Origin of the sequence: Rathayibacter sp. VKM Ac-2759, assembly GCF_009834225.1 — a bacterium.
Taxonomy (GTDB): Bacteria; Actinomycetota; Actinomycetes; order Actinomycetales; family Microbacteriaceae; genus Rathayibacter.
Window position 1 is genome coordinate 1,297,001 of record NZ_CP047176.1, and the last position, 23,206, is coordinate 1,320,206.

Consider the following 23,206-nt stretch of genomic DNA (forward strand, 5'->3'; position numbering starts at 1 on the left):
GCCGTCGCCTACCATAGGGACCCTCCCCTCACATCTCGACAGCAAGAGGCCTATCAGTGAGTTCCACAGCAACCGAAACGCCGCCGCGGAAGAGACGGAGCGTTCTCGCCGTCACGGTCGTGGTGGTCGCCGTTCTGGTGGTGGCGTTCTTCGTCTTCGCCGGTCTCTACACCGACATCCTCTGGTACGACCAGCTCGGGTTCCTGTCGGTGCTGACCACGCAGTGGGCGGCGGCGGGCGGTCTGTTCGCCATCGGCTTCGTCGCGATGGCGGTGCCGGTCTTCATCAGCCTGATGCTGGCGTACCGCCTCCGGCCCGTCTACGCGAAGCTCAACTCGCAGATCGACCGCTACCAGCAGGTCGTCGAGCCGCTGCGGCGCCTGGCCACCTTCGGGATCCCCGCGGTGCTCGGCCTCTTCGCCGGCGTCTCCTCGGCCACCCGCTGGCAGACGAGCCTGACCTACTGGAACCGCACGCCCTCCGGCGTCTCCGACCCCCAGTTCGGACTCGACACCTCGTTCTACCTGTTCGAGCTGCCCTTCTACCAGAGCATCGTCGGCTTCGCCTCGGCCGTCCTGCTCATCTCGGGTCTGGCCGCCCTGGCCACCGGCTACCTCTACGGAGCGATCCGCGTGAACGGCCGCGAGGTGCGGATCTCGAAGTCCTCGCGCATCCAGCTCGCGATCATCGCCGCGCTCTACCTGCTCGTGCAGGCCGTGAGCCTCTGGCTCGACCAGTACGCGACGCTCACCGACCAGGGCGCGCGCATCACCGGTGCGACGTACTCGACCGTCAACGCGGTCATCCCCGGCCTGCAGATCCTCGCGGGAGTCGCGGCCCTCGTCGCCGTGCTCTTCGTCGTCACCGCCTTCATCGGCCGCTGGCGCCTGCCCGTCATCGGCACCGCGCTCCTCATCGTGTCGAGCCTGCTGGTCGGCTCCCTCTACCCCTGGGTCGTGCAGACGTTCCAGGTCGTGCCGAACGAGCGCACGCTCGAAGAGGACTACATCCAGCGCAACATCGACATGACCCGTCAGGCCTACGGAGTCGACGACGTCCAGGTCATCCCGTACGACGCGACGACCGACGCCGAGCCGGGCGCCCTGCGCTCCGACGCCGAGACCACGGCCAACATCCGCATCCTCGACCCCGCCGTCGTCACCGACGCGTTCTCGCAGCTGCAGCAGTTCCGCCAGTACTACTCGTTCGGCGATCAGCAGAACGCGCTCGACGTCGACCGCTACTCGATCGACGGCTCGACGCAGGACGCCGTGGTCGGCGTCCGCGAGCTGAACCTCGCGGGCCTCGGCACCAACCAGACCTGGTACAACCAGACGCTCGTCTACACCCACGGCTACGGCCTCGTCGCCGCCTACGGCAACCAGCGCTCGGCCGACGGCGAGCCCGTCTTCATCGAGTCGCAGGTCCCGACGGTCGGCCAGCTCGGCGACTACGAGCCGCGGATCTACTTCGGCGAGAACTCGCCCGCCTACTCGATCGTGGGCGGCAACGACGACCGCAACATCGAGCTCGACTACCCCTCGGGGACCGAGGGCGAGCAGCAGACCTACACGACCTTCGACGGCGACGGCGGGCCCTCGCTCGACAACGTCTTCAAGAAGCTCGTCTACGCGATCAAGTTCCAGTCCGAGCAGATCTTCCTGTCGGACGGCGTCAACGACCAGTCGCAGATCCTCTACGACCGCAACCCGGTCGACCGCGTGCAGAAGGTGGCCCCCTACCTGACGCTCGACTCCGACGCCTACCCGAGCGTGGTCGACGGCCGCGTGGTCTGGATCGTCGACGGCTACACGACCTCGTCCGAGTACCCCTACTCGGAGGTGCAGAGCCTGTCGCAGGCGATCGCCGACACGAGCACGCAGCAGCAGTTCCCGACCGACGACGTCAACTACATCCGCAACAGCGTCAAGGCCACGGTCGACGCCTACGACGGCAAGGTGACGCTCTACGCCTGGGACACCGAGGACCCGGTGCTGCAGACGTGGCAGAAGATCTTCCCGAGCACCGTCGAGCCGATCAGCGAGATGTCGGCCGATCTGCTCAGCCACGTCCGCTACCCCGAGGACCTCTTCAAGGTGCAGCGCGCCGTGCTCGGCACGTACCACGTGACCGACGCCGGATCGTTCTACTCGCGTGAGGCCGCCTGGTCGACTCCGGACGACCCGACGAGCGGCAACTCGACGACGACCGCGGCCGGTGTGGGCGGCGACGCCCTGCAGCCGCCGTACTACCTGACGCTGCAGACGCCCGACGTCGAGACTCCGTCGTACTCGCTCTACTCGACCTACATCCCGGCGAGCGTCCCCGGCAGCGCGGCGAGCCGCAACGTCCTGACGGGCTACCTCGTCGCGGACTCCGATGCGGGCTCCGACGCCGGGGCGATCGCCGACGGCTACGGCACGCTCCGCCTGCTCGAGCTGCCGAGCGACGACACGGTGCCCGGTCCGGGACAGGTGCAGAACGCGTTCAACACCGACCCGACGGTCGCCAACCAGCTGGCACTGCTCCAGCGCGGCGACACGACGGTCACGCGCGGCAACCTGCTCACCCTCCCGGTGGGCGGAGGCCTGCTCTACGTGCAGCCGATCTACGTCAGCTCCAACGGCAACACGAGCTTCCCGCTCCTGCAGAAGGTGCTGGTCGCGTTCGGCGACGACATCGCGTTCGAGGACACCCTCGACGCCGCTCTGGACAGCCTCTTCGGCGGCGACTCCGGTGCCGACGCGGGAGACACCGGCACGCCGGTCGACCCGAGCACCGATCCCGCCGTCGATCCGGGCACCGACACCGGGACGGACACCGGCACCGGCGACACGGGCGGAACCGGCACGACCGATCAGACGGCGCTGCAGCAGGCGCTGAGCGACGCGAGCGACGCTCTCGCCGAGCGCCAGGCGGCCCTCACCGCGGGCGACCTGACGGCGTTCGCCGCGGCCGACGAGAAGCTGACGGAGGCGCTGCAGCGCGCTCTCGCGGCAGAGGGCGCGCAGTAGCACTGTGGTTCAGGTCGACCGCGGCGAGCACCTGCGCTCGGGGGAGTGGCTCGACCTGAACCGCGCCCACTGGGAGTCGCGGGAGCCCGTCGGGGCCGACCCGCGGCTCGCGGAGACGCCCGCCTCCGACGAGGAGGCGGGCGTGCGCGTCCTCCATCTGCAGAGCGGCGACGGCTCGCTGAGCCTCGTCCGCTCGAAGCGGGGAGCAGAGGTCATCGGCGTCGACTTCTCGATGCCGGCCGTCCGCCGCGCGCGGGCGCTGGCGGCCGAGCTCGGTCTCGCCGACCGCTCGCGCTTCCTCTGCGCGAACGTCTACGAGCTGCGGCACATGCTGCCGGAGCCCGACTCCTTCGATCTCGTCACGACCAGCCGGAGTGCGCTCTCGTGGCTGCCCGATCTCGACGAGTGGGCCCGCATCGTCGAGTGGTTCGTCGCGCCGGGCGGCTCGCTCGTGCTCGCGCCGACGGAGGGGGAGCCGGTCGTCGATGCCGGCGTCCGCCGGGTCGAGCACTCCGTGGAGCGCATCGTCGAGGCGCTCGAGCGCGCCGGCCTCGATGTCGCCGGGTCCGATCAGGGCTCGGAGATCGTCGCCGCGAAGCGCCGCTGAGCACCCCCGACCCGCTGCTCCGGCCTCGATTTGCACTCCGCGGAATGCGCATGTAGTGTTTCTTCTTGTGCCGCGGGGTGGAGCAGTTCGGTAGCTCGCTGGGCTCATAACCCAGAGGTCGTAGGTTCAAATCCTGCCCCCGCAACAAGAAGACGGAAGCCGGTCCTGAGAAGGGCCGGCTTCCGTCGTTAACGCGTGCGCTCAGCTAGCGGCGATCACGCTGAGCACGTTGCCCGCCGGGTCGCGGAACCACGCGATCGTCGGCCCGTGGCCGCGCATCACGCCGGTCGCATCGGTCGGGAGCTCGCTGTCGTCGTAGATCTTCGTGACGACGCCGGCGCGGTTCAGCTCCGCCACCGCGGCGTCGACGTCGGCCACCTCGAGATTCAGGATCGTGAACTCCGCCGGCACATGCGTCGGCTTCGGGTACGCGATCGCCCGGCCTCCGCCCGGCAGGGCGATGTCGAGGATCCCCATCCCGTTGACCGAGACGTCGAAGCCGAGCGTTCCGCCGTAGAAGCGCTCCGCCTCCTCGACGCTGTCGACGCTGAAGCCGCTGAAGACCCGCTCGCTCATGACCATGACCGCACCTCTCCCTGCGCGGCGCCCTCGCCTGCGCGTTGCCCCGGACGCTACTCCGCTCGGCGGCCCGCGTCACGGGCGCCGGAACGGGCGTCACGACACGCCTCGCGCTGGTGTGTCGCTGCGGGCTGCACGGTATCCTCGTCGGGATGCGAAGGGTTCAGGCGTGACGGACGAACAGGTGGACGACAGCTCGGTACCGACCCCCGGAGGGTCGAACGGGTCGACCGTCCACCCCACCCGGCGCAGCCGCCGGGACGCCGAGTCCGCCACCCGCCCCGTGCTCGTCGTGCGGCCCGCCCCGGCACCCGTGACGGCACCCGTCCTCGCGGCCGTGGCTCCCGTCCGGCGACGCTCGCGTCGTGCGCTCCGCACGGCGCTCAGCACCGTCGCCGTCGCCGCGATCGCCGGGATGGTCGCCGTGATGGCGCTCCCGGCCTACTCGTTCGACCCCGCCCCCGACTCGCAGGCCGCCATCGAGGCGGCCGCCCGCGTGCAGGCGCTCGGCAACCAGAAGCTCACGGTCTCGGGCGCCGCCGTGCAGGAGCAGGTCATCCGCGACTCCTTCACCGCCCCCACCCAGGCCCAGCTCGACGAGGCCGCCGCGCAGGCCCGTGCGCTCGCCGCCGCGGCCGAGAAGGCCGCACGCGAGGCGCAGGAGGCGCAGGACGCCGAGGAGGCGCAGAGCGCCGCCGCCGCGTCGGGGTCCACCGGCTCGAGCACCTCCGTCACCCCGCGCGAGGAGGGCGACGACTACCCCTGGCGCGATGCGCTGACCGACGACCAGGGCGGCGGCCTCTCGCCGCTGCGCTACTACTACCGCGAGTGCGTCGACTTCGTCGCCTGGCGCCTCAACCGCGACCAGGGCTCCACCGGCGCCCCGTTCAAGTGGACCTGGGGCAACCTCACACCGGGCGGCGGCAGCGCCTACGCCTGGGCCGGCCAGTGGGCGTCGCACGGCTGGGTGACCAGCAGCACCCCCGTCCCCGGCAGCGTCGCGTGGTTCAACGGCAACCACGTCGCGTACGTGCAGTCGGTCAACTCCGACGGCACCGTCTCGCTCGAGGAGTACAACTGGGGCAACGATCACGCGTACCACACGCGCACGATCCCGGCCTCGAGCGTCCCGCTCTTCCTCTACCCGCCGAGCTGATGGCGGCCGACGCCCTCGGAGTCGCGGTCGCGCAGTTCGCCCCGACCGCCGACCGCGACGCCAACCTCGCCACGATCCGGCGGCTGGCCTCGGTCGCCGCCGCTCGCGGCGCGAGCCTCGTGGTGCTGCCCGAGTACAGCTCGTTCTTCGTCGATCCGCTCGGCCCTGAGCTCGTCGCCGCGGGCGAGGAGCTCGACGGACCCTTCGCCGCCGGTCTCGGCGCGGTCGCCCGCGATCTGGGCGTGCACCTCGTCGCCGGGATGGTCGAGAGGGTCGATGGCGGGCGCCGCATCGCGAACACGCTGATCGCCGTCGATCCGCTCGGCGATCTCGTGGCCCGGTACCGCAAGCTCCACCTCTACGACGCCTTCGGGCAGACCGAGTCCGAGTGGGTCGCGGCGGGAGCGATCGACGCGCCCCAGACCTTCTCGGTCGGCGGCCTCGTCGTCGGCCTGCAGACCTGCTACGACCTGCGCTTCCCCGAGGTCACCCGCTGGCTCGTCGACGCGGGCGCCGACGTGGTCGCCGCTCCCGCCGAGTGGGTGCGCGGTCCGCTCAAGGAGGCGCACTGGCGGGTGCTCGTGACCGCCCGCGCCCTCGAGAACACGATCTACGTCCTCGCAGCCGACCAGACGCCTCCGATCGGCGTGGGCGCGAGCATGATCGTCGACCCGATGGGCGTGGAGATCGCGACCCTGGGAGAGGCGGAGGACGTCGCCGTCGCCTGGATCTCGCGTGAGCGGATCGACGCCTCCCGCGCGAAGAATCCGGCGCTGGCGCTCCGGCGCTTCCGGGTCGAGCCGGTCTGAGCCCGCGTCAGCGCGGCCGCATCGCCGCGAGCCGCTCGGCCGCCCTGTCGAGCACCTCGAAGCGCTTGCAGAACGCGAACCGCACCAGGGAGCGGTACGGAGCAGCGTCCTCGGCTCGGCAGAACGCCGAGACCGGCACCGCCACGACGCCCGCCAGCTCGGGCAGCGCGCGGCAGAAGGCGACCGAGTCGTCGACGCCGAGCGGCGCCGCGTCGGCCACCACGAAGTAGCTGCCCGCCGAGGGCGACACCGCGAAGCCCGCCGCCGACAGTCCCGCCGAGAGGATGTCGCGCTTGCGCTCCAGGGTCGCGGCGATCCCGGTGAAGAACACGTCGTCGAGCCCGAGCCCCCTCGCCACCGCACCCTGGAACGGCGAACCGCTGACGTAGGTGAGGAACTGCTTGACCGCCAGCACTGCAGTGATGTGCTCGCGCGGCCCGGTGATCCAGCCGATCTTCCAGCCCGTGGTGCTGAAGGTCTTGCCGGCGGAGGAGATCGTGAGCGTGCGCTCGAACGCGCCGGGCAGTGTCGCGATCGGCACATGGGCGCCGTCGAAGCGCAGGTGCTCGTAGACCTCGTCGGTCACGATCAGCGCGTCGTGGCGCTCGGCGAGGCGCACGATCAGCTCGCGGGTCTCGGCGGGCAGGACGGACCCGGTCGGGTTGTGCGGGTCGTTGACGAGGATGACGCGGGTGCGGTCGGTGACCGCGCGCTCCAGCTCGTCGTGATCGGCGGTGAAGGAGGGGCCGCGCAGGGCGACCGTGCGGTGCACGCCTCCGGCCAGAGCGATGAGCGCGCCGTACGCGTCGTAGTGCGGGGTGAAGGTCACCACCTCGTCGCCCGGTTCGAGGAGGGCGAGGAGCGTCGCCGCGAGCGCCTCCGTCGCGCCGGTCGTGACGAGGACCTCGCCGTCGGGATCGACCTCGAGCCCGTAGAAGCGGCGCTGGTGCGCCGAGACGGCGGTGCGCAGCACCGGGAACCCGGGGCCGGGCGGGTACTGGTTGAGTCCGGAGGCGATCGCCTCGCGTGCCGTCTCGAGCACCTCGCGCGGGCCGTCCTCGTCGGGGAAGCCCTGACCGAGGTTGATCGCCCCGGTCCGGGCCGCGAGGGCGCTCATCTCGCTGAAGACGGTGGCGGCGACCTCGCCGCCGGGGCCGAGAAGTCCGGCGCCGGCTGCCGCGCGGGTCCAGGATCCGTGGATGCTCACGGTCTCAGTGTGCACCTCTCGCATTGATGTCCCGCTTGCAGGCCTGTCATAAGAAACGCCCAGGTTCCCTGGTCAAGCTATCCCCGCTTGGAAGGAGCAGCACCCATGACCGAGAGTCACGAGGGTCCTCGTCAGCCGGAGGATCCCACCACGCCGTCAGAGTCCGGCGACCGCGAGGGAGCGTCCTCGTCGACGACCGGGCCCACCGAGCCGATCCGCGAGACCACCGCCCCGCAGCCTCCCTACACTCCGAACTCCGAGGCCGGCAACCAGGCCCGACCCGAGCAGCCCTCGCCCCGCTACGGCCAGTACGCTCCGGCCGCCGCCCAGTACGCACCGCCCGCGCCGCACACCGTGCACAGCTCCGAGGAGCCGCCGAGCACGAGCGCCTTCGGCCCCGGCGGTGAGCAGCCGCCCGCGGGCGCGGCACCGACGGCGACCCGCCGCCGCGCCGGCGTCAGCGTCGTCGCGGCCCTCGCGATCGGCGCGGTCGTCGGCGGAGTCGCCGGCGCCGGCGTGTTCGGCCTCTGGTCGGCCTCGAACGGCTCGGCGACCCGCGTCGTCTCCTCCGGGGGCTCGCAGACGATCACCGTCAACAACGCCGAAGACGCGACGACCGCGACCGCGGTGGCGGCCAAGGCCACTCCGAGCGTCGTGACCATCTCGGTCAGCGGCGGCTCCTCCGCCGGCACCGGCTCGGGCATCGTCCTCTCGGACGACGGCTACGTGCTCACCAACACGCACGTCGTCACCCTCGACGGAGCGATCTCGGACGCCGCCGTCACGGTCACGACCAGCGACGGCCGGATCTTCTCGGCGACCGTCGTCGGCACCGACCCGACCCTCGACCTCGCGGTCATCAAGCTGACCGACGCGAGCGATCTCACCCCGATCACCTTCGCCGACTCGACGAAGATCAACGTCGGCGACACCGCCGTCGCGATCGGCGCCCCGCTCGGTCTCTCGGGCACGGTCACCGACGGCATCGTGAGCGCGCTCAACCGCAGCATCCAGGTCGCCTCCTCGGCGGCCCCCGACGACTCCGGCGACAGCTCGAGCGGCAGCACCGACAGCCCGTTCAACTTCGACATCCCGGGTCAGACCCCGCAGACGCAGGCCACGAGCACGATCTCGCTGCCGGTCATCCAGACCGACGCGGCGATCAACCCCGGCAACTCCGGCGGTGCCCTGCTCGACAGCGACGGCGAGCTCATCGGCGTCAACGTGGCGATCGCCAGCGCCGGGCAGTCGTCGAGCTCGAGCGAGCAGTCGGGCAACATCGGAGTCGGCTTCGCGATCCCCAGCGCGATCGCCGAGCGCGTCGCGAAGGAGATCATCGCGAACGGATCCGCCACGCACGGCCTCCTCGGCGCGAGCGTCACCGACTCCACGGCCGGCGTCCTCGGCGCCTCGATCCAGGAGGTCACCAGCGGGGGAGCGGCGCAGGCCGCCGGTCTCGCCAAGGGCGACATCGTGACGGAGGTGTCGGGCACGCCCATCACGAGCGCCTCCGACCTCACCGCCCAGGTGCGCGCGCAGGCCGCGGGTGCCGACGTCCAGCTCACCTACGTCCGGGGCGGCCAGAGCTACGAGGTCGACGTCACGCTGGGCACGATGGCCACCAGCTGACCCCCTCCCGGCACCACCGCAGCCCCCGAGGACCTGTCCTCGGGGGCTGCTAGGGTTGTGCTCCCGCCTCACGAACTGGACACATGCAGCCCGAGACACCGACGGACGACCTCTCCGATCTGCCCGGCGTCTCCTACGTCATGCCGGTGCTGAACGAGGTCACCCACGTGAGGGCGGCGGTCGACTCCCTGCTCGCGCAGGACTACTCCGGACCCTTCGACATCGTGCTCGCGGTCGCCCCCAGCATCGACGGCACCGAGGAGCTCGTCGCCCAGCTGAGCGCGGCCGACCCGCGGATCCGCGTTGTGCCGAACGCCGTCGGCTCGACTCCCGCGGGGCTCAACGCCGCCATCCGCGCGTCGCGACACCCGGTCGTCGTGCGCGTCGACGCGCACTCGGTCCTGCCCTCCGACTACGCCCGCGAGGCCGTCGCCGCGCTGCAGCGCTCCGGGGCCGACAACGTCGGCGGGGTGATGGCGGCGGAGGGTCTCACCCCGTTCCAGCGCGCCGTCGCCCGGGCCTACGGCTCGCGCATCGGCCTGGGCGGCACGCCGCACCACGTCGGCGGTCAGGAGGGGCCGGCCGAGACGGTCTACCTCGGCGTCTTCCGCCGCGCCGCGCTCGAGCGCGCGGGCCTCTTCGACGAGCGCTTCAAGCGCGGGCAGGACTGGGAGCTCAACCGCCGGATCCGCGAGCTCGGCGGCGTCGTGTGGTTCACTCCGCGCCTCACGGTGACCTACCGCCCGCGCCCGTCGATGCGCGCGCTGCTGCGGCAGTTCCTCTCGACCGGGATGTGGCGGGGCGAGCTGACGCGGCTGTTCCCGGCCTCGCGCTCGCTGCGCTACTTCGCGCCGCCGGTGCTCGTCGCCCTGCTCGCGCTGGGGCTCCTCGCGGGGCTCGGCGGAGTCGTCCAGGCTCTCGTGGGAGCCGCTCCCTGGCTGCTGCTCGGCCTCGCGGTCCCCGTCGGCTACCTCCTGCTGGTCGCGCTCGCCACCGTCGTCGTCGCGCGTCCCGACGGGATCCGCGCCATGCTGTGGTTCGCCGTCGTCATCCCGTCGATCCACGTCGCCTGGGGCACCGGCTTCGTGCTCGGCTTCGCCGGGCTGACGAGCAACATCTCCGCCCACCGCCACCAGCCGCGGGCCGACCCAGCGAGGGGCGCATGAGCCAGACCACGAGACCGCGATCGATCGCCGAGCTCCGGGCGGTGGCGCAGCCGCCGGAGGTGAGGGGCCGCCGCAACGCGGAGCACTGGACCGCCTCGCTCTACCTGCGGCGCTTCTCGCCCTACCTCACCTGGCTCCTCCTGCGCACGTCGATCTCGGCGAACGGCGTGACCGGCCTGATGATCCTGGTCGGCTGGAGCGCCGCCGCGGCGCTGCTGATCCCGGGCATCGCCGGGGCCGCCCTGGCGCTCCTGCTCGGCCAGCTGCAGATGCTGGTCGACTGCTGCGACGGCGAGGTCGCGCGCTGGCGCCGCACCTCGTCGCCCGCCGGCGTGTTCCTCGACAAGGTCGGGCACTACACGACGGAGGCGCTCATCCCGATCGCGCTCGGGCTGCGCGCGGCGGGTCTCCCGTTCGACGCCCCCGCCGACTACCTCTGGACGACCATCGGGCTCGCGCTCGCGCTGGTCATCGTCCTCAACAAGGCCCTCAACGACATGGTGCACGTGGCCCGCGCCAACGCGGGGCTCACCAGGTTGGCCGACACGAAGGGCGAGGCGGTGCCGTCCTCCTCCGGGCTCGCGCGCCTGCGCCGCGCCGCGCGCTTCCTGCCGTTCCACCGCCTCTACCACTCGGTCGAGCTGACCATGCTCGCCTTCGCGGCGGCGCTCGTCGGGCTGGTCGTCGGCGCCTCCACGGCCGACCGCGTCCTCGTCTCGGCGCTGCTGCCGCTCGCCTTCCTCGCCCTGATCGGGCACTTCGTCGCGATCATGGCGTCCAAGCGTGTCCGCTCCTGAGCCCCGCGTCGGAGTCGTCGTCCTGACCCAGGGGACGCGGCCGGACGACCTCGCGGCGGGGCTCGCGAGCGTCCTCGCCCAGCGCGGTGTCGTGCTCGACGTCGTCTGCGTCGGCAACGGCTGGGAGCCCACCGGGCTGCCCGAGGGCGTCCGCGCGCTCGCCCTGCCCGAGAACCTCGGGATCCCGGCGGGGCGCAACGCCGGAGTCCCGGCCGTGGCGGGCGAGTACCTCTTCTTCCTCGACGACGACGCGCGCGTGCCGTCGCCGGGCTTCCTCGCCGACGCCGTCGCGCTCCTGCGCTCCCCGCGCCGGATCGGGCTCGTGCAGCCGCGGGTCGACAGCACCGACGGCACTCCCGCGCCCCGACGCTGGATCCCGCGGATCCGGAAGGGCGACGCTCGTCGGTCCGGTCCCGTGTTCTCGGTCTGGGAGGGGGCGGTGGTGCTCCGCCGCGACGTCTTCGAGCAGACCGGCGGCTGGGCCGCTCCCTTCTTCTACGCGCACGAGGGCATCGAGCTCGCCTGGCGGGTCTGGGACACCGGGCGCACCACCTGGTACGCGGGCGAGCTGGCGGCGGAGCACCCCGTGATCCAGCAGACCCGGCACGCCGACTACTACCGGCTCAATGCGCGCAACCGCGTCTGGCTCGCCCGGCGGAACCTGCCCGGCCCCCTCGCCCTCGCCTACGTCGCCTCCTGGACCGCGATCCAGTGCCTCCGCTGGGCGCGCGACCCCGCCGCCCTCGGCGCGTGGTTCGCCGGCTGGCGGGAGGGATGGCGGTCCGATCCCGGCGAGCGGCGCGTCCTGTCGTGGCGCACGGTGCTCCGCATGGCGTTCGCCGGGCGTCCCCCGATCGTCTAGCATCGGGGCATCCGCCCCCGAACGGGCGGGAGGCTCCCGAAAGGACGACGGTGTTCGATTCGACGCAGCTGCTCTCCAGCGCGCTCACACCCCCTGAACTCCTGCAGACGGTGCGGGGCCGGGTCGACGAGTCCGGCGGCGCCGCGACCGACCCGGAGTTCCAGGCCCGTCTCGACGCGCACCTCCCGAGGCTCGTCGAGCTCCTGTCGGAGGTCTACGCCGGTCGCGAGGACCTCGCCGACCAGCTCGTCGCCCTGGTCGAGCTCGCCGCGACCTCGTGGGAGGAGCGCCCCGACGACCTGCGGGCGCTCGACCGCGCCCGGCAGCAGCACCCCGACTGGTACCTCTCGAACAAGGCGCTCGGCGGCGTCTGCTACGTCGACCGCTACGCCGGCGACCTCGAGGGGCTGCGCGCCCAGATCCCGTACTTCCGCGAGATCGGGCTCAACTACCTCCATCTGATGCCGATCTTCGACGCCCCCGAGGGGGAATCGGACGGCGGCTACGCGGTGTCGAGCTACCGGCGCGTGCGCCCCGACCTCGGCGACATGGACGGCCTCCGCCGCCTCGCCGCCGAGCTCCGCGAGCAGGGCATCGCCCTCGTCGTCGACTTCGTCTTCAACCACACCTCGAACGAGCACGAGTGGGCCCGGCGGGCGCTCGCGGGCGAGGAGCGCTTCGAGGACTACTACTGGATCTACCCCGACCGCGAGCAGCCGGACGCCTTCGAGCGCACGACCCGCGAGATCTTCCCCGACGACCACCCCGGTTCGTTCGTGCAGCTCGAGGACGGCCGCTGGGTCTGGGCCACCTTCCACCGCTACCAGTGGGACCTGAACTACTCCAACCCCGAGGTCTTCCGCGCCATGGCGGGCGAGATGCTCTTCCTCGCCAACCAGGGCGTCGACGCGCTCCGGATGGACGCGGTCGCCTTCATCTGGAAGAAGCTCGGCACCACCTCCGAGTCGCAGCCCGAGGCGCACCTGCTGCTCCGCGCGTTCAACGAGGTCTGCCGGCTCGCGGCCCCGTCGCTGCTGTTCAAGTCGGAGGCCATCGTGCACCCCGACGAGGTCGTCGAGTACATCGACCTCGAGGAGTGCCAGATCTCGTACAACCCGCTGCAGATGGCGCTGACGTGGGAGGCGCTCGCGACCCGCGACGTCCGCCTCCTCTCGCAGGCCCTCGAGCGCCGGCACGCGCTGCCGGAGGGGACGGCCTGGGTCAACTACGTGCGCGGGCACGACGACATCGGCTGGACCTTCGCCGATGAGGACGCGGCCGAGCTCGGCATCGACGCCGCGGGCCACCGCCGCTTCCTCAACGACTTCTACACCGACCGCTTCGAGGGCACCTTCGCCCGCGGTGTGCCGTTCCAGGAGAATCCGCGCACCGGGGACCGCCGCGTCTCGGGGACGACGGCCTCGCTCGCCGGAGTGGAGGCGGGCGACGCCTACGGGATCGACCGCGTCCTCCTCGCGCACTCGATCGCGCTCAGCACCGGCGGACTGCCGCTGATCTACCTCGGCGACGAGGTGGGGCAGCTGAACGACTACAGCTACGTCGACGACCCGTCGACCGCGGGCGACTCCCGCTGGGTGAACCGGCCGCGCCGTCCCGCCGAGCGCTACGCCGAGCGCGAGACCCCGGGCACCGACGCCGGGGAGATCTTCGGCGGGCTCCTGCACCTCATCGCGATCCGGAAGGCCGTGCCGCTGTTCGCCGGCACCGAGCTGACGGTGTTCGACGCGGTCAACCGCCACGTGCTCGGCTACCAGCGACCGGGCGAGGGCGAGTCGCTGCTCGTGCTGGCGAACGTCTCCGACGACGTGCAGGAGATCGATCCGGAGCGCTTCGCCGGGTTCGACGCCTGGGCGCTCGACCTGGTCACCGAGATCACGGTCGACCTGCGCGAGGGCTTCCGGCTGGCGCCGCTCCAGTTCGTCTGGCTCCGGGTGACGCCCGCCTGACCCGCCCGGGTAGCCTGTTCCGATGCCGGCACTCCGCGACGTCCTCGACCGCCTCCGCACGGACGCGGTCCTCGCGCGCCGGGTGGGACTCGAGCTGCTGGCCGCTCGCCGCGCGCGGCACGCTGTCGCACGGCTCCTCGACGCCCGCGGCCCGCTGCCGACCGGCCGATTCGAGATCGGCGTCTACTTCGCCGACGGCGACATCAACCTCTACCAGGTGCGGCAGTGGTACCGGCCGCTCGAGGAGCTGAGCCGCACGCACCCGGTCGTGCTGCTCTCGCGCAACGCGAGCGCCGCCGAGGTGCTGCTGCGCGAGAGCCCCGTGCCGGTCGCCTACGTCCGCTCGGTCGCGGATCTCGAGAGCACGATCGCCGAGCAGCCGCTGCGGATCGTGCTGTACGTCAACCAGAACTCGCGCAACTTCCAGATGATGCGGTACGGCCGCCGGTGGCACGTCTTCGTCAACCACGGCGAGAGCGACAAGATGTACATGACCACCAACCAGTACAAGGCGTACGACTACAGCTTCATCGCGGGCGACGCCGCGCTGGCGCGCCTGCACCGGGTGCTCTGGGACTTCGACTTCGACAAGCGCGCCCTCGCGATCGGGCGCCCGCAGGCCGATCACTTCGCCGGCCGCACGCCGTTCGCCCCCGACGAGCGCCAGGTCGTGCTCTACGCGCCGACCTGGGAGGGCGACCGCCCGGCGGCCGGCTACGGCTCGATCCGGAGCCACGGGGTCGCGCTCGCCGAGGCGCTGCTCGCCGACCGCCGGTACCGCCTGATCTACCGGCCGCATCCGCGCAGCGGTGCCGTCGATCCGGAGTACGGTGCCGCCGATCGCCGCATCGTCGCTCTGCTCACCGCGGCCAACGCCGCCGATCCGAGCGCGCACCACGTGCACGACACGGGAGCCGAGCTCGGCTGGCAGCTGGCGGCGGCCGACGTCGCGATCCTCGATGTGTCGGCGATGGTCTACGACCGGCTCGCGACGGGACGCCCGCTGATGGTCACCCGGCCGACGAGCCCCGACGCCGAGGTCGACGAGACCGGCTACCTGGGCGACGCCGAGTGGCTGCGTGCCGAGGACGCCTCCGCGATCGCCGATCGGATCGGGGCGGTCGAGCACGACGACGCCTCGGTCGAGCGTCTCGAGCGCTGGGTGGCGCACTACTTCGGCGACACGACGCCCGGTGCCGCGACCGCTCGGTTCCACGCCGCCATCGAGACGCTCCTAGAGGAGTGGGAGAGCCACTCGGCCCTGCACCGCGACGATCCCGCCGTCGACGACCACGATCCGGAAGGCTGAGCCGAGCCGCCGTCAAGGCCCGCCCGGCGGCGCGGGGGGCTCCTCGGCCTCCCGCTACGCTCGACGCATGATCACCCCGCGCGCCTTCGCCCGCTCCCGCCGGCGCGGGACGGCGGCCACACCGCCGCCCGTCGAGCCCGACATCGTGGTGTCGACCGACCCGGACAAGCCGGTCTTCACGATCCGCTCGTTCCGCATCGGCCTCTTCGGCGGTCTCGGCGTACTCGTCGCACTGGTGCTCGGCGGCCTCGTCGTCGAGCTCGGAACGGTCCTGACCTACATCTTCGTCGCGATGTTCTTCGCGCTCGGCCTCGACCCTCTGGTGTCCTGGCTCGAGAGCAAGAGGATCCCGCGTCCGCTCGCGATCACGATGGTCTTCGCCGCGGTGGTCCTGATCTTCGCGGGGCTCCTGCTCTACATCATCCCGATCCTCGTCGAGCAGCTGACCCTGTTCGTCACCAGCGCTCCCCGCATCGTGACCGACATCGCCTCGCAGCCGTGGGTGCTCGATCTCGAGCAGCAGCTGCGCGGCGTCGTCGACGTCGACGAGCTGATCAGCAGCGTGCAGAGCTTCATCGGCGACCCCAACAACCTGCTCTCGCTCGGCGGCGGACTCCTCGCGGTGGGGACCGGCATCGCCAGCGGCGTCACCGGATCGATCATCGTGCTCATCCTGACGCTGTACTTCCTCGCGTCGCTGCGCTCGATGAAGTCGGTCGCGTACCGCTTCGCCCCCGCCTCGCACCGCTCCAAGGCGCACGAGGTCGGCGACGAGATCACCGGAGCCGTCGGGCGCTACGTCGTCGGGCAGGTGTCGCTGGCCGCGGTGAACGGCATCCTGACCTTCATCCTGCTGCTGATCATCGGCGGACCGGTCCCCGCGCTCCTGGCCTGCGTCGCGTTCCTCGGCTCGCTGATCCCGCTGGTCGGCACCATCTCGGGCGCCGTGATCATCTCGCTCGCCTGCCTCCTGGCCTCGCCGGTCACCGCCCTGGTCGCCGCGATCTACTACCTCGTCTACATGCAGGTCGAGGCGTACGTCCTGAGCCCGCGGATCATGAACCGCGCCGTCTCGGTGCCCGGTGCCGTCGTGGTCATCGCCGCCGTCGCGGGCGGCACGATCGCCGGTGTGCTCGGGGCGCTCGTCGCGATCCCGGTCGCCGCCTCGGTCATCATCGTCGTGCAGAAGGTCGTCTTCCCGCGTCAGGACGCGAAGTAGCGGCTACCGGAACGCGGGTGCCGCCGAGTCGACCGCCTCGATGAAGGCGGCCACCGACGGCGGCACGTGCGCGTCGGACCCCGGCGCGGCGACCGGCGCGAGGGTGCGGGTGACGACCGGGACGACCCCGGCCCAGACCCCGTCGGTCTGGGCGTCGTCGTCGGACGGCCCGGCCGCGCGCACCTTGACGCTCGCCTCCTCGAGCGGGAGCTGCAGGACGAGGGTCGCCGCGATCTCGCGCGGTGTGCTCGGGCGCACCTCGCGCTCGCGACCGGGGAGCAGGCGCGCGGAGAGCAGCTCGAGCGCTCTCGCCTTCTCCGCCCCCTCGACCGTCCGGGCGGTGCCGAGGATCATGGCGGAGCGGTAGTTCATCGAGCTGTCGAAGGTCGACCGGGCCACGACGAGTCCGTCGACCAGCGTCACCGAGACGGTGAGCGGCGCGCCCTGGGCCGCCGCCCGCAGGAGCCCGCCCCCGCTCGAGCCGTGCAGGAGGAGCCGGTCGCCGTCGCGGGCGAAGAGGATCGGCAGCACGATCACGACGCCGTCGCGCACGACGGCGACGTGCGCGAGGAGGGCCTCGTCGAGGATCGCGTCGAGCGCACCCCGGTCGGTGACCTGGCGGTCACGGAGGCGGGTGACACGGGTGCGGTCAGTGGCGGGGAGAGTGGTCATGGCCTCATCCTCATCGCCGCTCTGGATCTGTCAGAATGCCACTGGGGCGCTATCCGAGTGGTCCAGTACGGAGGGTCGCATGGCATCGGGTGATCTGGAGCGTCCGCTGCTGCACGAGCCGGCGGCGCGCGGCCGGGTGCGGGCGACGCTCGCCGAGGCGCTGCGCGCGGCGGTCCTCGACGGGCGGTACCGAGCGGGCGACCCCCTCCCGTCGAGCCGCGTCCTCGCCGAGCAGCTCGGCGTCTCGCGCGGCAGTGTCGTCGCCGCCGTGGACCAGCTCGTGGGGGAGGGGTACCTCGTCGCCCGGCCCCGTGCCGGGGTGTCGGTCGCGACGGACGGCATCGTCGTCCCCGCCCCGGCGCCGCCGGCGGCAGCGGAGGCGCGGCCCGCGTCGACCGCCGATCCGCGGCTCGATCTGCGGCCGGGCCGCCCCGACACCCGCGGCCTCGACACCCCGGAGTGGCGGGCCGCCTGGCGACCGGCGCTCGCCGCACCTCCCTCCGCTCTGCCCGTCGCCACGGGCGACCCCGGACTGCGCGAGCAGATCGCCGACCAGCTGCGGCGCTCGCGCGGCCTCGCTGTGCACGCGGCCGACGTGGTCGTGACGAGCGGCACGGCCGACGCGGTCGCCCTGCTCGTGCGGGCGGCGAGCGGCGCGCTCGGCCGCGCGGTGCGCGTCGCCGTCGAGGACCCGGGCTACCCCGCGGTCCGCAGGCGCCTACGGGCGGAGGGGCACGAGGTCGTCGGCATCGCCGTCGCGGGCGACGGCATCGACCTCGCGGCACTCGACGCGGTGAGGGCGGACGTGGTGGTGGTCACTCCGTCGCACCAGTACCCCACGGGCGGGCGACTCGGCCTCGCCGACCGCCTCGAGCTGGTCCGCCGCTCGGCCGCCGGGCGGATGCTGGTCATCGAGGACGACTACGACAGCGAGTTCCGCTACGTCGGCGCCCCTCTGCCCGCCCTCGCCTCGCTCGACACCGCCGGGGGAGTCGCGCACGTCGGCTCGTTCTCGAAGACCGTCTCGCCGTGGCTGCGGGTCGCCTACCTGGCCCTGCCCGCCTCCTCGTGGCTGCGGCCGGCCCTCGCCGAGCTCGACGCGGAGCGCGACGCCTCCGTCTCGGGGCCGACGCAGGAGGCGCTCGCCGCGTTCATGGCCGACGGAGCGTTCCGGCGCCACCTCACCCGCTCGCGCCGCCGGTACGCGCACCGCCGCGAGCTCGTCCGCCGCTTCGCCGAGGGCATCGACTGGGGGTCGGCGAGCGGTCTCGACGGCGGCCTGCACGTCGTGCTCTCGGTGCCGCTGCCCGCGGGGGAGGTCGCGGCGGCGCTCCTCGAGGAGGGGCTGCGGGTCGCGACGCTGCACGAGTACGCCCTCTCGGGCCGGGCCGAGGAGGAGGCGCTCGTGCTGGGCTACGGCGGAGCGAGCGATCTCGAGCTGGCGGAGGCGCTCGGCGTCCTCGACCGGACGGTCCGCCGGCTCACCGGGTCGGCCGGATCGCCGGGTGTCCGTGGTATCCCTGGAGGATGACCGCCGCACCCGCCCTGCACATCACCGACGACGCCGACGCCGACGCGCTGCTCAGCCGCGACCCGCTCGCGCTGCTGATCGGCATGCTCCTCGACCAGCAGGTCGCCATGGAGACCGCGTTCTCCGGTCCGCTCAAGATCGAGCAGCGACTCGACGCCGAGGGCGCCTCCTTCGATGCGGAGTCGATCGCCGCGTTCGACGAGGACGCGTTCTCCGAGCTGTGCCGCACGCCGCCGGCGATCCACCGCTACCCGGCCAACATGGCCGGGCGCGTGCAGGTGCTCTGCCGCGCCCTCGTCGACGAGTGGGACGGCGACGCGTCGACGATCTGGACCCGCGACGATCCGGACGGGCGCACCGTGCTCGCGCGGCTGAAGGCCCTCCCCGGCTTCGGCGATCAGAAGGCGCGGATCTTCGTGGCTCTGCTCGGCAAGCAGCGCGGCTTCGACGGCGCGGGCTGGCGCGAGGCGGCCGGTGCGTACGGCGAGGAGGGCTCGTTCCGCTCCGTGGCCGACATCGTCTCGCCGGAGTCGCTGACGAAGGTCCGCGAGACGAAGCAGGCCGCGAAGGCCGCGGCCCGCGCTTCCAAGAAGTAGCCGCCGCCCGGCTCCGCCGCCCCGCGAGGAGTCAGGCGCACGACCGATGCGAGCGGGTCATCGCGGCGGCAGCGGGAGGCGCAGCGCCGTCAGATCCGGTCGGCCAGGGCCGCGATCAGTGCGGCGCGGTCCTCGCGGAGGATCGACGCTCCCGCGCCCGGGACGGTGCGCACCTCGACGCCGCGGCCGGTCAGCACGGACGCGAGCGAGGCGTGGCCCAGCGGGTCCTCGGGGAGCACCGCGAGCGTCGGCACGGTGAAGCCCTCCGGGGCGTCCGCGGCGTCCTTCGCGGTGAGCCCCGATGCCGAGGCCGGATCCCAGAGGCGGTGCGCCGAGACGTCGAGCTCGATCTGCTCGTCGGTCCAGATCGGGTGGCGGCGGCGCACGTCGTCGGCGTCGCCCTTCTCGACCTGCACGAGCGAGCCGGCCCGGTGCAGCGCCCCGCCGAGCCCTCGGGAGTCCGAGAAGGCGGGGTCCAGGAGGACCAGCCGCTCGGGCCGGTAGGCGTCGGCGAGCCGTGCGGCGACGACGGCGCCCAGGCCGTGGCCGATGATCAGGTCCGGAGTCTGCAGCACCGACGCCCGCACGTCGCCCGCCCAGCGCTCGGACGAGTAGGACGGCGACTTCGGTGACCCGCCGTGCCCGGCGAGGTCGGGCGCGATCACCCGGTAGCCGTGCTCTTGCAGCGTGGGGACGAGCGCGTACCAGACGCGCGAGTCCGAGGCGAGTCCGTGCAGCAGCAGCGCCACCCGCTCGCCCGATCCGCCGTAGTCGCGCACGTAGAGCTCGAGCGGCTCGGCGGGCCCGGCCGCGAGCGCCTTCCGCTCGGCGCGGGTGGGCTCGAGGACCAGCGCGTTCGCGAAGACCTGCGGGGCGGGGCCGAAGGCGTCGCGGGCGCTCTGCACGACGCGGCGGCCGAGCATCGCGTTGCCGACGCCTCCGATGGCCGCGCCGATGCCGAACGGCATGGCGCGCCCGACGAGCCCGGCGCCCTGCTGGGTGAGGAAGTGCCGGGTGAAGGAGCGCTTCGCCCGGTCGGCGATCTCGCCCACGAGGAAGGACGGCAGGCCCTTCGTCACGACCGATCCCCAGTACTGGTTGAGACCGGCCCCGCCTCCGGTCGCCTGCCCGGCGACCTGGCGCACGAGGTCGCTGCCCGAGGAGCCCATCATCAGGGTGAGCACGAGCGCCCGCGCCCGCTCGGGGTCGACGAGGGGGATGCCGTGCACCTCGGTCACCGACTGCGCGAAGAGCGCGCTGGCCTCGAGGAAGCCGGCCGCGCCCGCCCCGGACAGGGCGACGGAGGTGACGGTGCCGAGCCCCGGGACGACCGCGGTGGCGCCGATGGCCGCGCCTCCGGCGGCGACGCTCGCAAGGTACTGGCGCTCGAGCGAAGTGATGAGCTGCTCCGGAGTCGCGTTCGGCCGGCGGCGGCGCAGGGCGCGGATGTTCGCGAGCACGGCGGGACGCTGGACGGCGAGGAGCCGATCGAGCATCCTGGCGAGCTGCGCGTTCTCGACCTGGGCGTCCGAGCCCGACGTGTCGTCGATCCGCTTCTCGAGGTCGCGCGTGCGCTTGCGGTCGGCCATGTCCTGCTACTCCTGCGTCGTCTGCCGACCGCGGGATGGCGCGACGCGACGTCAGTCGGCGGCGGCCTGCGGTTTCGGCGCGTAGTCCTCAGCGTAACGGGCGAGCACCTGCTCGATCGGTGCGTCGAGCACCAGTCGGCCCTTGTCCAGGTAGAGCCCGCGCGTGCAGAAGCGGCGGAGGTCGCGCTCGTTGTGCGAGACGAAGAACAGCGTCCTCCCGGAGGCGAGGAGCTCCTCGATCCGCGCGTAGCACTTCTCGCGGAAGGCCTTGTCGCCGACGGCCAGCACCTCGTCGACGAGGATGATCGGCTCCTCGAGCCGTGAGACGACCGAGAAGGCGATCCGCACCTTCATGCCGCTCGAAAGGTGCTTGTAGGGGGTGTCGAGGAAGTCGCCGATCTCGGCGAACTCGACGATCGAGTCGAAGCGCGCATCGACCTCGCGCCGCGACATCCCGTGCAGGCCCGCCGTCAGGTAGACGTTCTCGCGGACACTGAGGTCGGCGACGAAGCCGCCGGTGATCTCGATGAGCGGAGCGACTCCGCCGTGCACCTCGACGACGCCCTCGTCCGGCAGAACCACTCCGGCGACGAGCTTCAGGAGGGTCGACTTGCCCTGGCCGTTCCGGCCGACGACGCCGATCGCCTCACCGGCGCGCACCTCGACGTCGAGCCCGCGGAGGGCCCAGAACTCGCCCGGGCGGGAGCGGCGCGAGCGGCCGGCGAAGAGGTCCTTGAAGGAGCGGCGACCGCGGCGGTTGCGGCGGAAGCTGATCCCCAGACCGCGGCAGGCGATGACGACGGGCGACGAGGCGGGCGACGCCATCACAGCTCCTTCAGGACCGCGCGCTCGGAGCGGCGGAAGACGATCAGGCCCGCGACGAGCAGCAGCACCGAGATCAGCGCCGAGGTGAGGATCAGCTGCACGTCGAGCTCGCTCGCGAAGAACGTCGACCGGTACAGCGCGAAGATGCCGCTCAGTGGATTCAGCGCGGCCCACGGCCGGATCTCGGCGGGCAGGTTGGCGGTCGAGTAGATGATCGGGGATGCGTAGAACAGGAAGCGCAGCACGAGCTTGATCACGCGCTCGAGGTCGCGGAAGAAGACCACGAGCGGCGCGACCAGGAGGCCGACGCCGAGCGTCAGAACCGCCTGCAGCAGGATCGCCACCGGGAAGAGCAGGACGGCGGGGGTGACCTCCGCGCCCGCGACGACCGCGAACAGCACCAGGACCGGGATGCTCGCGACGAACTCGATGCCCTTGGAGAGCACGATCCGGCCGACCCAGATGGTGCGCGGGATCGACGTCGAGCGGACGAGCTTCGCCTCCTTGAGGAACGCGCGCGTCGCATCGGAGGTCGCCTGGTTGAACCACATCCAGGGGAGGAGCCCCGCGAGCAGGAAGACGATGTACGGGTCCTCGCCGACCGTGCGGTCGAAGACGACCGAGAAGACGAAGTAGTAGATGCCCGACATCACCAGCGGATCGAGCACCGACCAGAAGTAGCCGAGCGCGCTCGTGGCGTAGCGGACCGTGAGGTCGCGCTTCGTCAGCAGCCACAGCGAGTGCCGGTAGCGCCACGCTCGCGAGCGGCGGTGGCGGACCGCCGCCTCGGCCGAGGCGTCGGATGCCGCTGCTGTGCTCATCGCGGGTGACTCCTCCTGGCCGTTCGAGCCGGCGGAGGAGCCGCGAGCGTCAGACGAAGAGGTTCGCGCGCTCGAGGTCTTCGGCGAAGTCCACCTCGACGGCGTAGAGGTCGGAGATGTCCATCGGCTCGACGAGCAGTCGGTCCTGCTCGATCGCCAACTCTATGCCACGCTCGAAGTAGTCCTGAGCGTCGACGCGGGCGAGCTGGCGGATGAGCGCCGGCTTGTCGGCGGCCGAGACGTAGTTGATGCCGACGGCCTCGCCGAGGCCTCCGCGCACCGTCTTGGAGAGCTGGTCGATGTAGCCCTCGGCGCTCGTCGTGTACTTGACCTCCTCGTCCGACACCTTGGCGGTGTTGACGGTGACGAAGGAGGTCTCCTTCGCGATCAGCGCGGCCGTGCGGTCGAGGATGCGCGGGTCGAAGACGACGTCGCCGTTCATCCAGAGGACGCCGCCCTGGCCGGACGCCTGGAGGGCGCGCAGCAGGCTCTTGGAGGTGTTGGTCTGGTCGTACTGCTCGTTGTAGACGAACGACGCCGACGGGAACGCCTCGATGATGTGCTCGAGCTTGTAGCCCACCACGATGCTGACCGGCGTGGTCGTGCCGAAGGCGTGGTGGATGTTGTCGAACTGCTGCTGCATGATCGTGCGGCCGTCGCTGAGCGGGGTCAGCGGCTTGGGGAGGGAGCGGCCGAGCCGGCTGCCCATGCCCGCGGCGAGGATGACGACCGAGGCGGGGGTACCGCTCGTGCTGCTCCGTGAATCCGAGTGGATCGCCATGTCTTCTCCTCGTGTTAACCGCTGCGTATCGATCTGATTGCTCCCTGGGTCAGGACTTAGTGTACAGTTC

The 23,206-nt window shown here is 72.1% G+C and carries 20 protein-coding genes and 1 tRNA gene; 14 read left to right on the top strand and 7 right to left on the bottom strand.

Annotated features, from left to right (window positions below):
* Nucleotides 1-56: 56 nt before the first annotated feature.
* From GSU68_RS05870 to GSU68_RS05880, 3 genes are all read left to right on the top strand, one after another.
* Nucleotides 57-3,014, top strand: a complete 2,958-nt coding sequence (locus tag GSU68_RS05870) for a UPF0182 family protein (protein WP_208544654.1) — start codon at nucleotides 57-59, stop codon at nucleotides 3,012-3,014.
* Nucleotides 3,015-3,018: 4 nt separating this feature from the next.
* On the top strand, nucleotides 3,019-3,621 hold the full coding sequence (locus GSU68_RS05875; RefSeq protein ID WP_159906334.1) for a methyltransferase domain-containing protein: 603 nt from the start codon (nucleotides 3,019-3,021) through the stop codon (nucleotides 3,619-3,621).
* 71 nt (nucleotides 3,622-3,692) lie between these two features.
* Nucleotides 3,693-3,766 (top strand) — tRNA-Met (locus GSU68_RS05880).
* A gap of 56 nt (nucleotides 3,767-3,822) precedes the next feature.
* Here the strand turns inward: GSU68_RS05880 and GSU68_RS05885 are convergent.
* Nucleotides 3,823-4,203: a VOC family protein gene (locus tag GSU68_RS05885; protein ID WP_159906336.1), complete on the bottom strand. Its 381-nt coding sequence runs from the start codon at nucleotides 4,201-4,203 to the stop codon at nucleotides 3,823-3,825.
* Nucleotides 4,204-4,369: 166 nt separating this feature from the next.
* Between GSU68_RS05885 and GSU68_RS05890 the strand changes: the two genes are divergently transcribed.
* Nucleotides 4,370-5,356: a CHAP domain-containing protein gene (locus tag GSU68_RS05890; protein WP_159906347.1), complete on the top strand. Its 987-nt coding sequence runs from the start codon at nucleotides 4,370-4,372 to the stop codon at nucleotides 5,354-5,356.
* On the top strand, nucleotides 5,356-6,165 hold the full coding sequence (locus GSU68_RS05895) for a carbon-nitrogen hydrolase family protein (RefSeq protein WP_159906349.1): 810 nt from the start codon (nucleotides 5,356-5,358) through the stop codon (nucleotides 6,163-6,165). The genes GSU68_RS05890 and GSU68_RS05895 overlap by 1 nt, the downstream gene beginning before the upstream one ends.
* 7 nt (nucleotides 6,166-6,172) lie before the next feature.
* On the opposite strand, the gene GSU68_RS05900 is transcribed toward GSU68_RS05895, so the two are convergent.
* The gene (locus GSU68_RS05900) at nucleotides 6,173-7,372 is read right to left on the bottom strand and encodes an aminotransferase class I/II-fold pyridoxal phosphate-dependent enzyme (RefSeq protein ID WP_159906351.1); all 1,200 of its coding nucleotides are present in this window, start codon (nucleotides 7,370-7,372) and stop codon (nucleotides 6,173-6,175) included.
* A 105-nt stretch (nucleotides 7,373-7,477) separates the two neighbouring features.
* On the opposite strand from GSU68_RS05900, the gene GSU68_RS05905 reads away from it, so the two are divergent.
* From GSU68_RS05905 to GSU68_RS05935, 7 genes are all read left to right on the top strand, one after another.
* Complete coding sequence (locus tag GSU68_RS05905; protein ID WP_159906353.1) at nucleotides 7,478-9,001, top strand: trypsin-like peptidase domain-containing protein; 1,524 nt, start codon at nucleotides 7,478-7,480, stop codon at nucleotides 8,999-9,001.
* Nucleotides 9,002-9,084: 83 nt separating this feature from the next.
* Nucleotides 9,085-10,167: a glycosyltransferase family 2 protein gene (locus GSU68_RS05910; RefSeq protein ID WP_159906355.1), complete on the top strand. Its 1,083-nt coding sequence runs from the start codon at nucleotides 9,085-9,087 to the stop codon at nucleotides 10,165-10,167.
* The gene (locus GSU68_RS05915) at nucleotides 10,164-10,964 is read left to right on the top strand and encodes a CDP-alcohol phosphatidyltransferase family protein (RefSeq protein ID WP_159906357.1); all 801 of its coding nucleotides are present in this window, start codon (nucleotides 10,164-10,166) and stop codon (nucleotides 10,962-10,964) included. The genes GSU68_RS05910 and GSU68_RS05915 overlap by 4 nt, the downstream gene beginning before the upstream one ends.
* Nucleotides 10,951-11,826: a glycosyltransferase gene (locus tag GSU68_RS05920; RefSeq protein WP_159906359.1), complete on the top strand. Its 876-nt coding sequence runs from the start codon at nucleotides 10,951-10,953 to the stop codon at nucleotides 11,824-11,826. Before GSU68_RS05915 ends, GSU68_RS05920 begins: the two co-directional genes overlap by 14 nt.
* 110 nt (nucleotides 11,827-11,936) lie before the next feature.
* A complete protein-coding gene (locus GSU68_RS05925) occupies nucleotides 11,937-13,793 on the top strand; it encodes an amylosucrase (RefSeq protein ID WP_244259462.1) in 1,857 nt (618 codons plus the stop codon).
* Between the two features lie 22 nt (nucleotides 13,794-13,815).
* Nucleotides 13,816-15,102 (top strand): hypothetical protein, encoded by a 1,287-nt coding sequence (locus GSU68_RS05930; protein WP_244259405.1) that lies wholly within the window; start codon nucleotides 13,816-13,818, stop codon nucleotides 15,100-15,102.
* Nucleotides 15,103-15,169: 67 nt separating this feature from the next.
* Nucleotides 15,170-16,321, top strand: a complete 1,152-nt coding sequence (locus GSU68_RS05935) for an AI-2E family transporter (protein ID WP_159906363.1) — start codon at nucleotides 15,170-15,172, stop codon at nucleotides 16,319-16,321.
* A 3-nt stretch (nucleotides 16,322-16,324) separates the two neighbouring features.
* On the opposite strand, the gene GSU68_RS05940 is transcribed toward GSU68_RS05935, so the two are convergent.
* Complete coding sequence (locus GSU68_RS05940; RefSeq protein WP_159906365.1) at nucleotides 16,325-16,993, bottom strand: pyridoxamine 5'-phosphate oxidase family protein; 669 nt, start codon at nucleotides 16,991-16,993, stop codon at nucleotides 16,325-16,327.
* Nucleotides 16,994-17,072: 79 nt separating this feature from the next.
* Between GSU68_RS05940 and GSU68_RS05945 the strand changes: the two genes are divergently transcribed.
* Both GSU68_RS05945 and GSU68_RS05950 read left to right on the top strand, forming a co-directional pair.
* Complete coding sequence (locus GSU68_RS05945; protein ID WP_159906367.1) at nucleotides 17,073-18,524, top strand: PLP-dependent aminotransferase family protein; 1,452 nt, start codon at nucleotides 17,073-17,075, stop codon at nucleotides 18,522-18,524.
* A complete protein-coding gene (locus GSU68_RS05950) occupies nucleotides 18,521-19,120 on the top strand; it encodes an HhH-GPD-type base excision DNA repair protein (RefSeq protein WP_159906369.1) in 600 nt (199 codons plus the stop codon). The genes GSU68_RS05945 and GSU68_RS05950 overlap by 4 nt, the downstream gene beginning before the upstream one ends.
* 89 nt (nucleotides 19,121-19,209) lie before the next feature.
* Here GSU68_RS05950 and GSU68_RS05955 read toward each other — a convergent pair whose 3' ends face one another.
* The 4 genes from GSU68_RS05955 to GSU68_RS05970 are packed head-to-tail and all read right to left on the bottom strand — an operon-like array spanning nucleotide 19,210 to nucleotide 23,136.
* Entirely contained in the window at nucleotides 19,210-20,709 is a 1,500-nt protein-coding gene (locus GSU68_RS05955; protein ID WP_159906371.1) for an alpha/beta hydrolase, read from the bottom strand.
* Nucleotides 20,710-20,760: 51 nt separating this feature from the next.
* Nucleotides 20,761-21,534 (bottom strand): ABC transporter ATP-binding protein, encoded by a 774-nt coding sequence (locus GSU68_RS05960; RefSeq protein WP_159906373.1) that lies wholly within the window; start codon nucleotides 21,532-21,534, stop codon nucleotides 20,761-20,763.
* On the bottom strand, nucleotides 21,534-22,355 hold the full coding sequence (locus tag GSU68_RS05965) for an ABC transporter permease (protein ID WP_159906375.1): 822 nt from the start codon (nucleotides 22,353-22,355) through the stop codon (nucleotides 21,534-21,536). The genes GSU68_RS05960 and GSU68_RS05965 overlap by 1 nt, the downstream gene beginning before the upstream one ends.
* Before the next feature lie 49 nt (nucleotides 22,356-22,404).
* The gene (locus GSU68_RS05970) at nucleotides 22,405-23,136 is read right to left on the bottom strand and encodes a phosphocholine cytidylyltransferase family protein (RefSeq protein WP_159906377.1); all 732 of its coding nucleotides are present in this window, start codon (nucleotides 23,134-23,136) and stop codon (nucleotides 22,405-22,407) included.
* Nucleotides 23,137-23,206 lie beyond the last annotated feature (70 nt).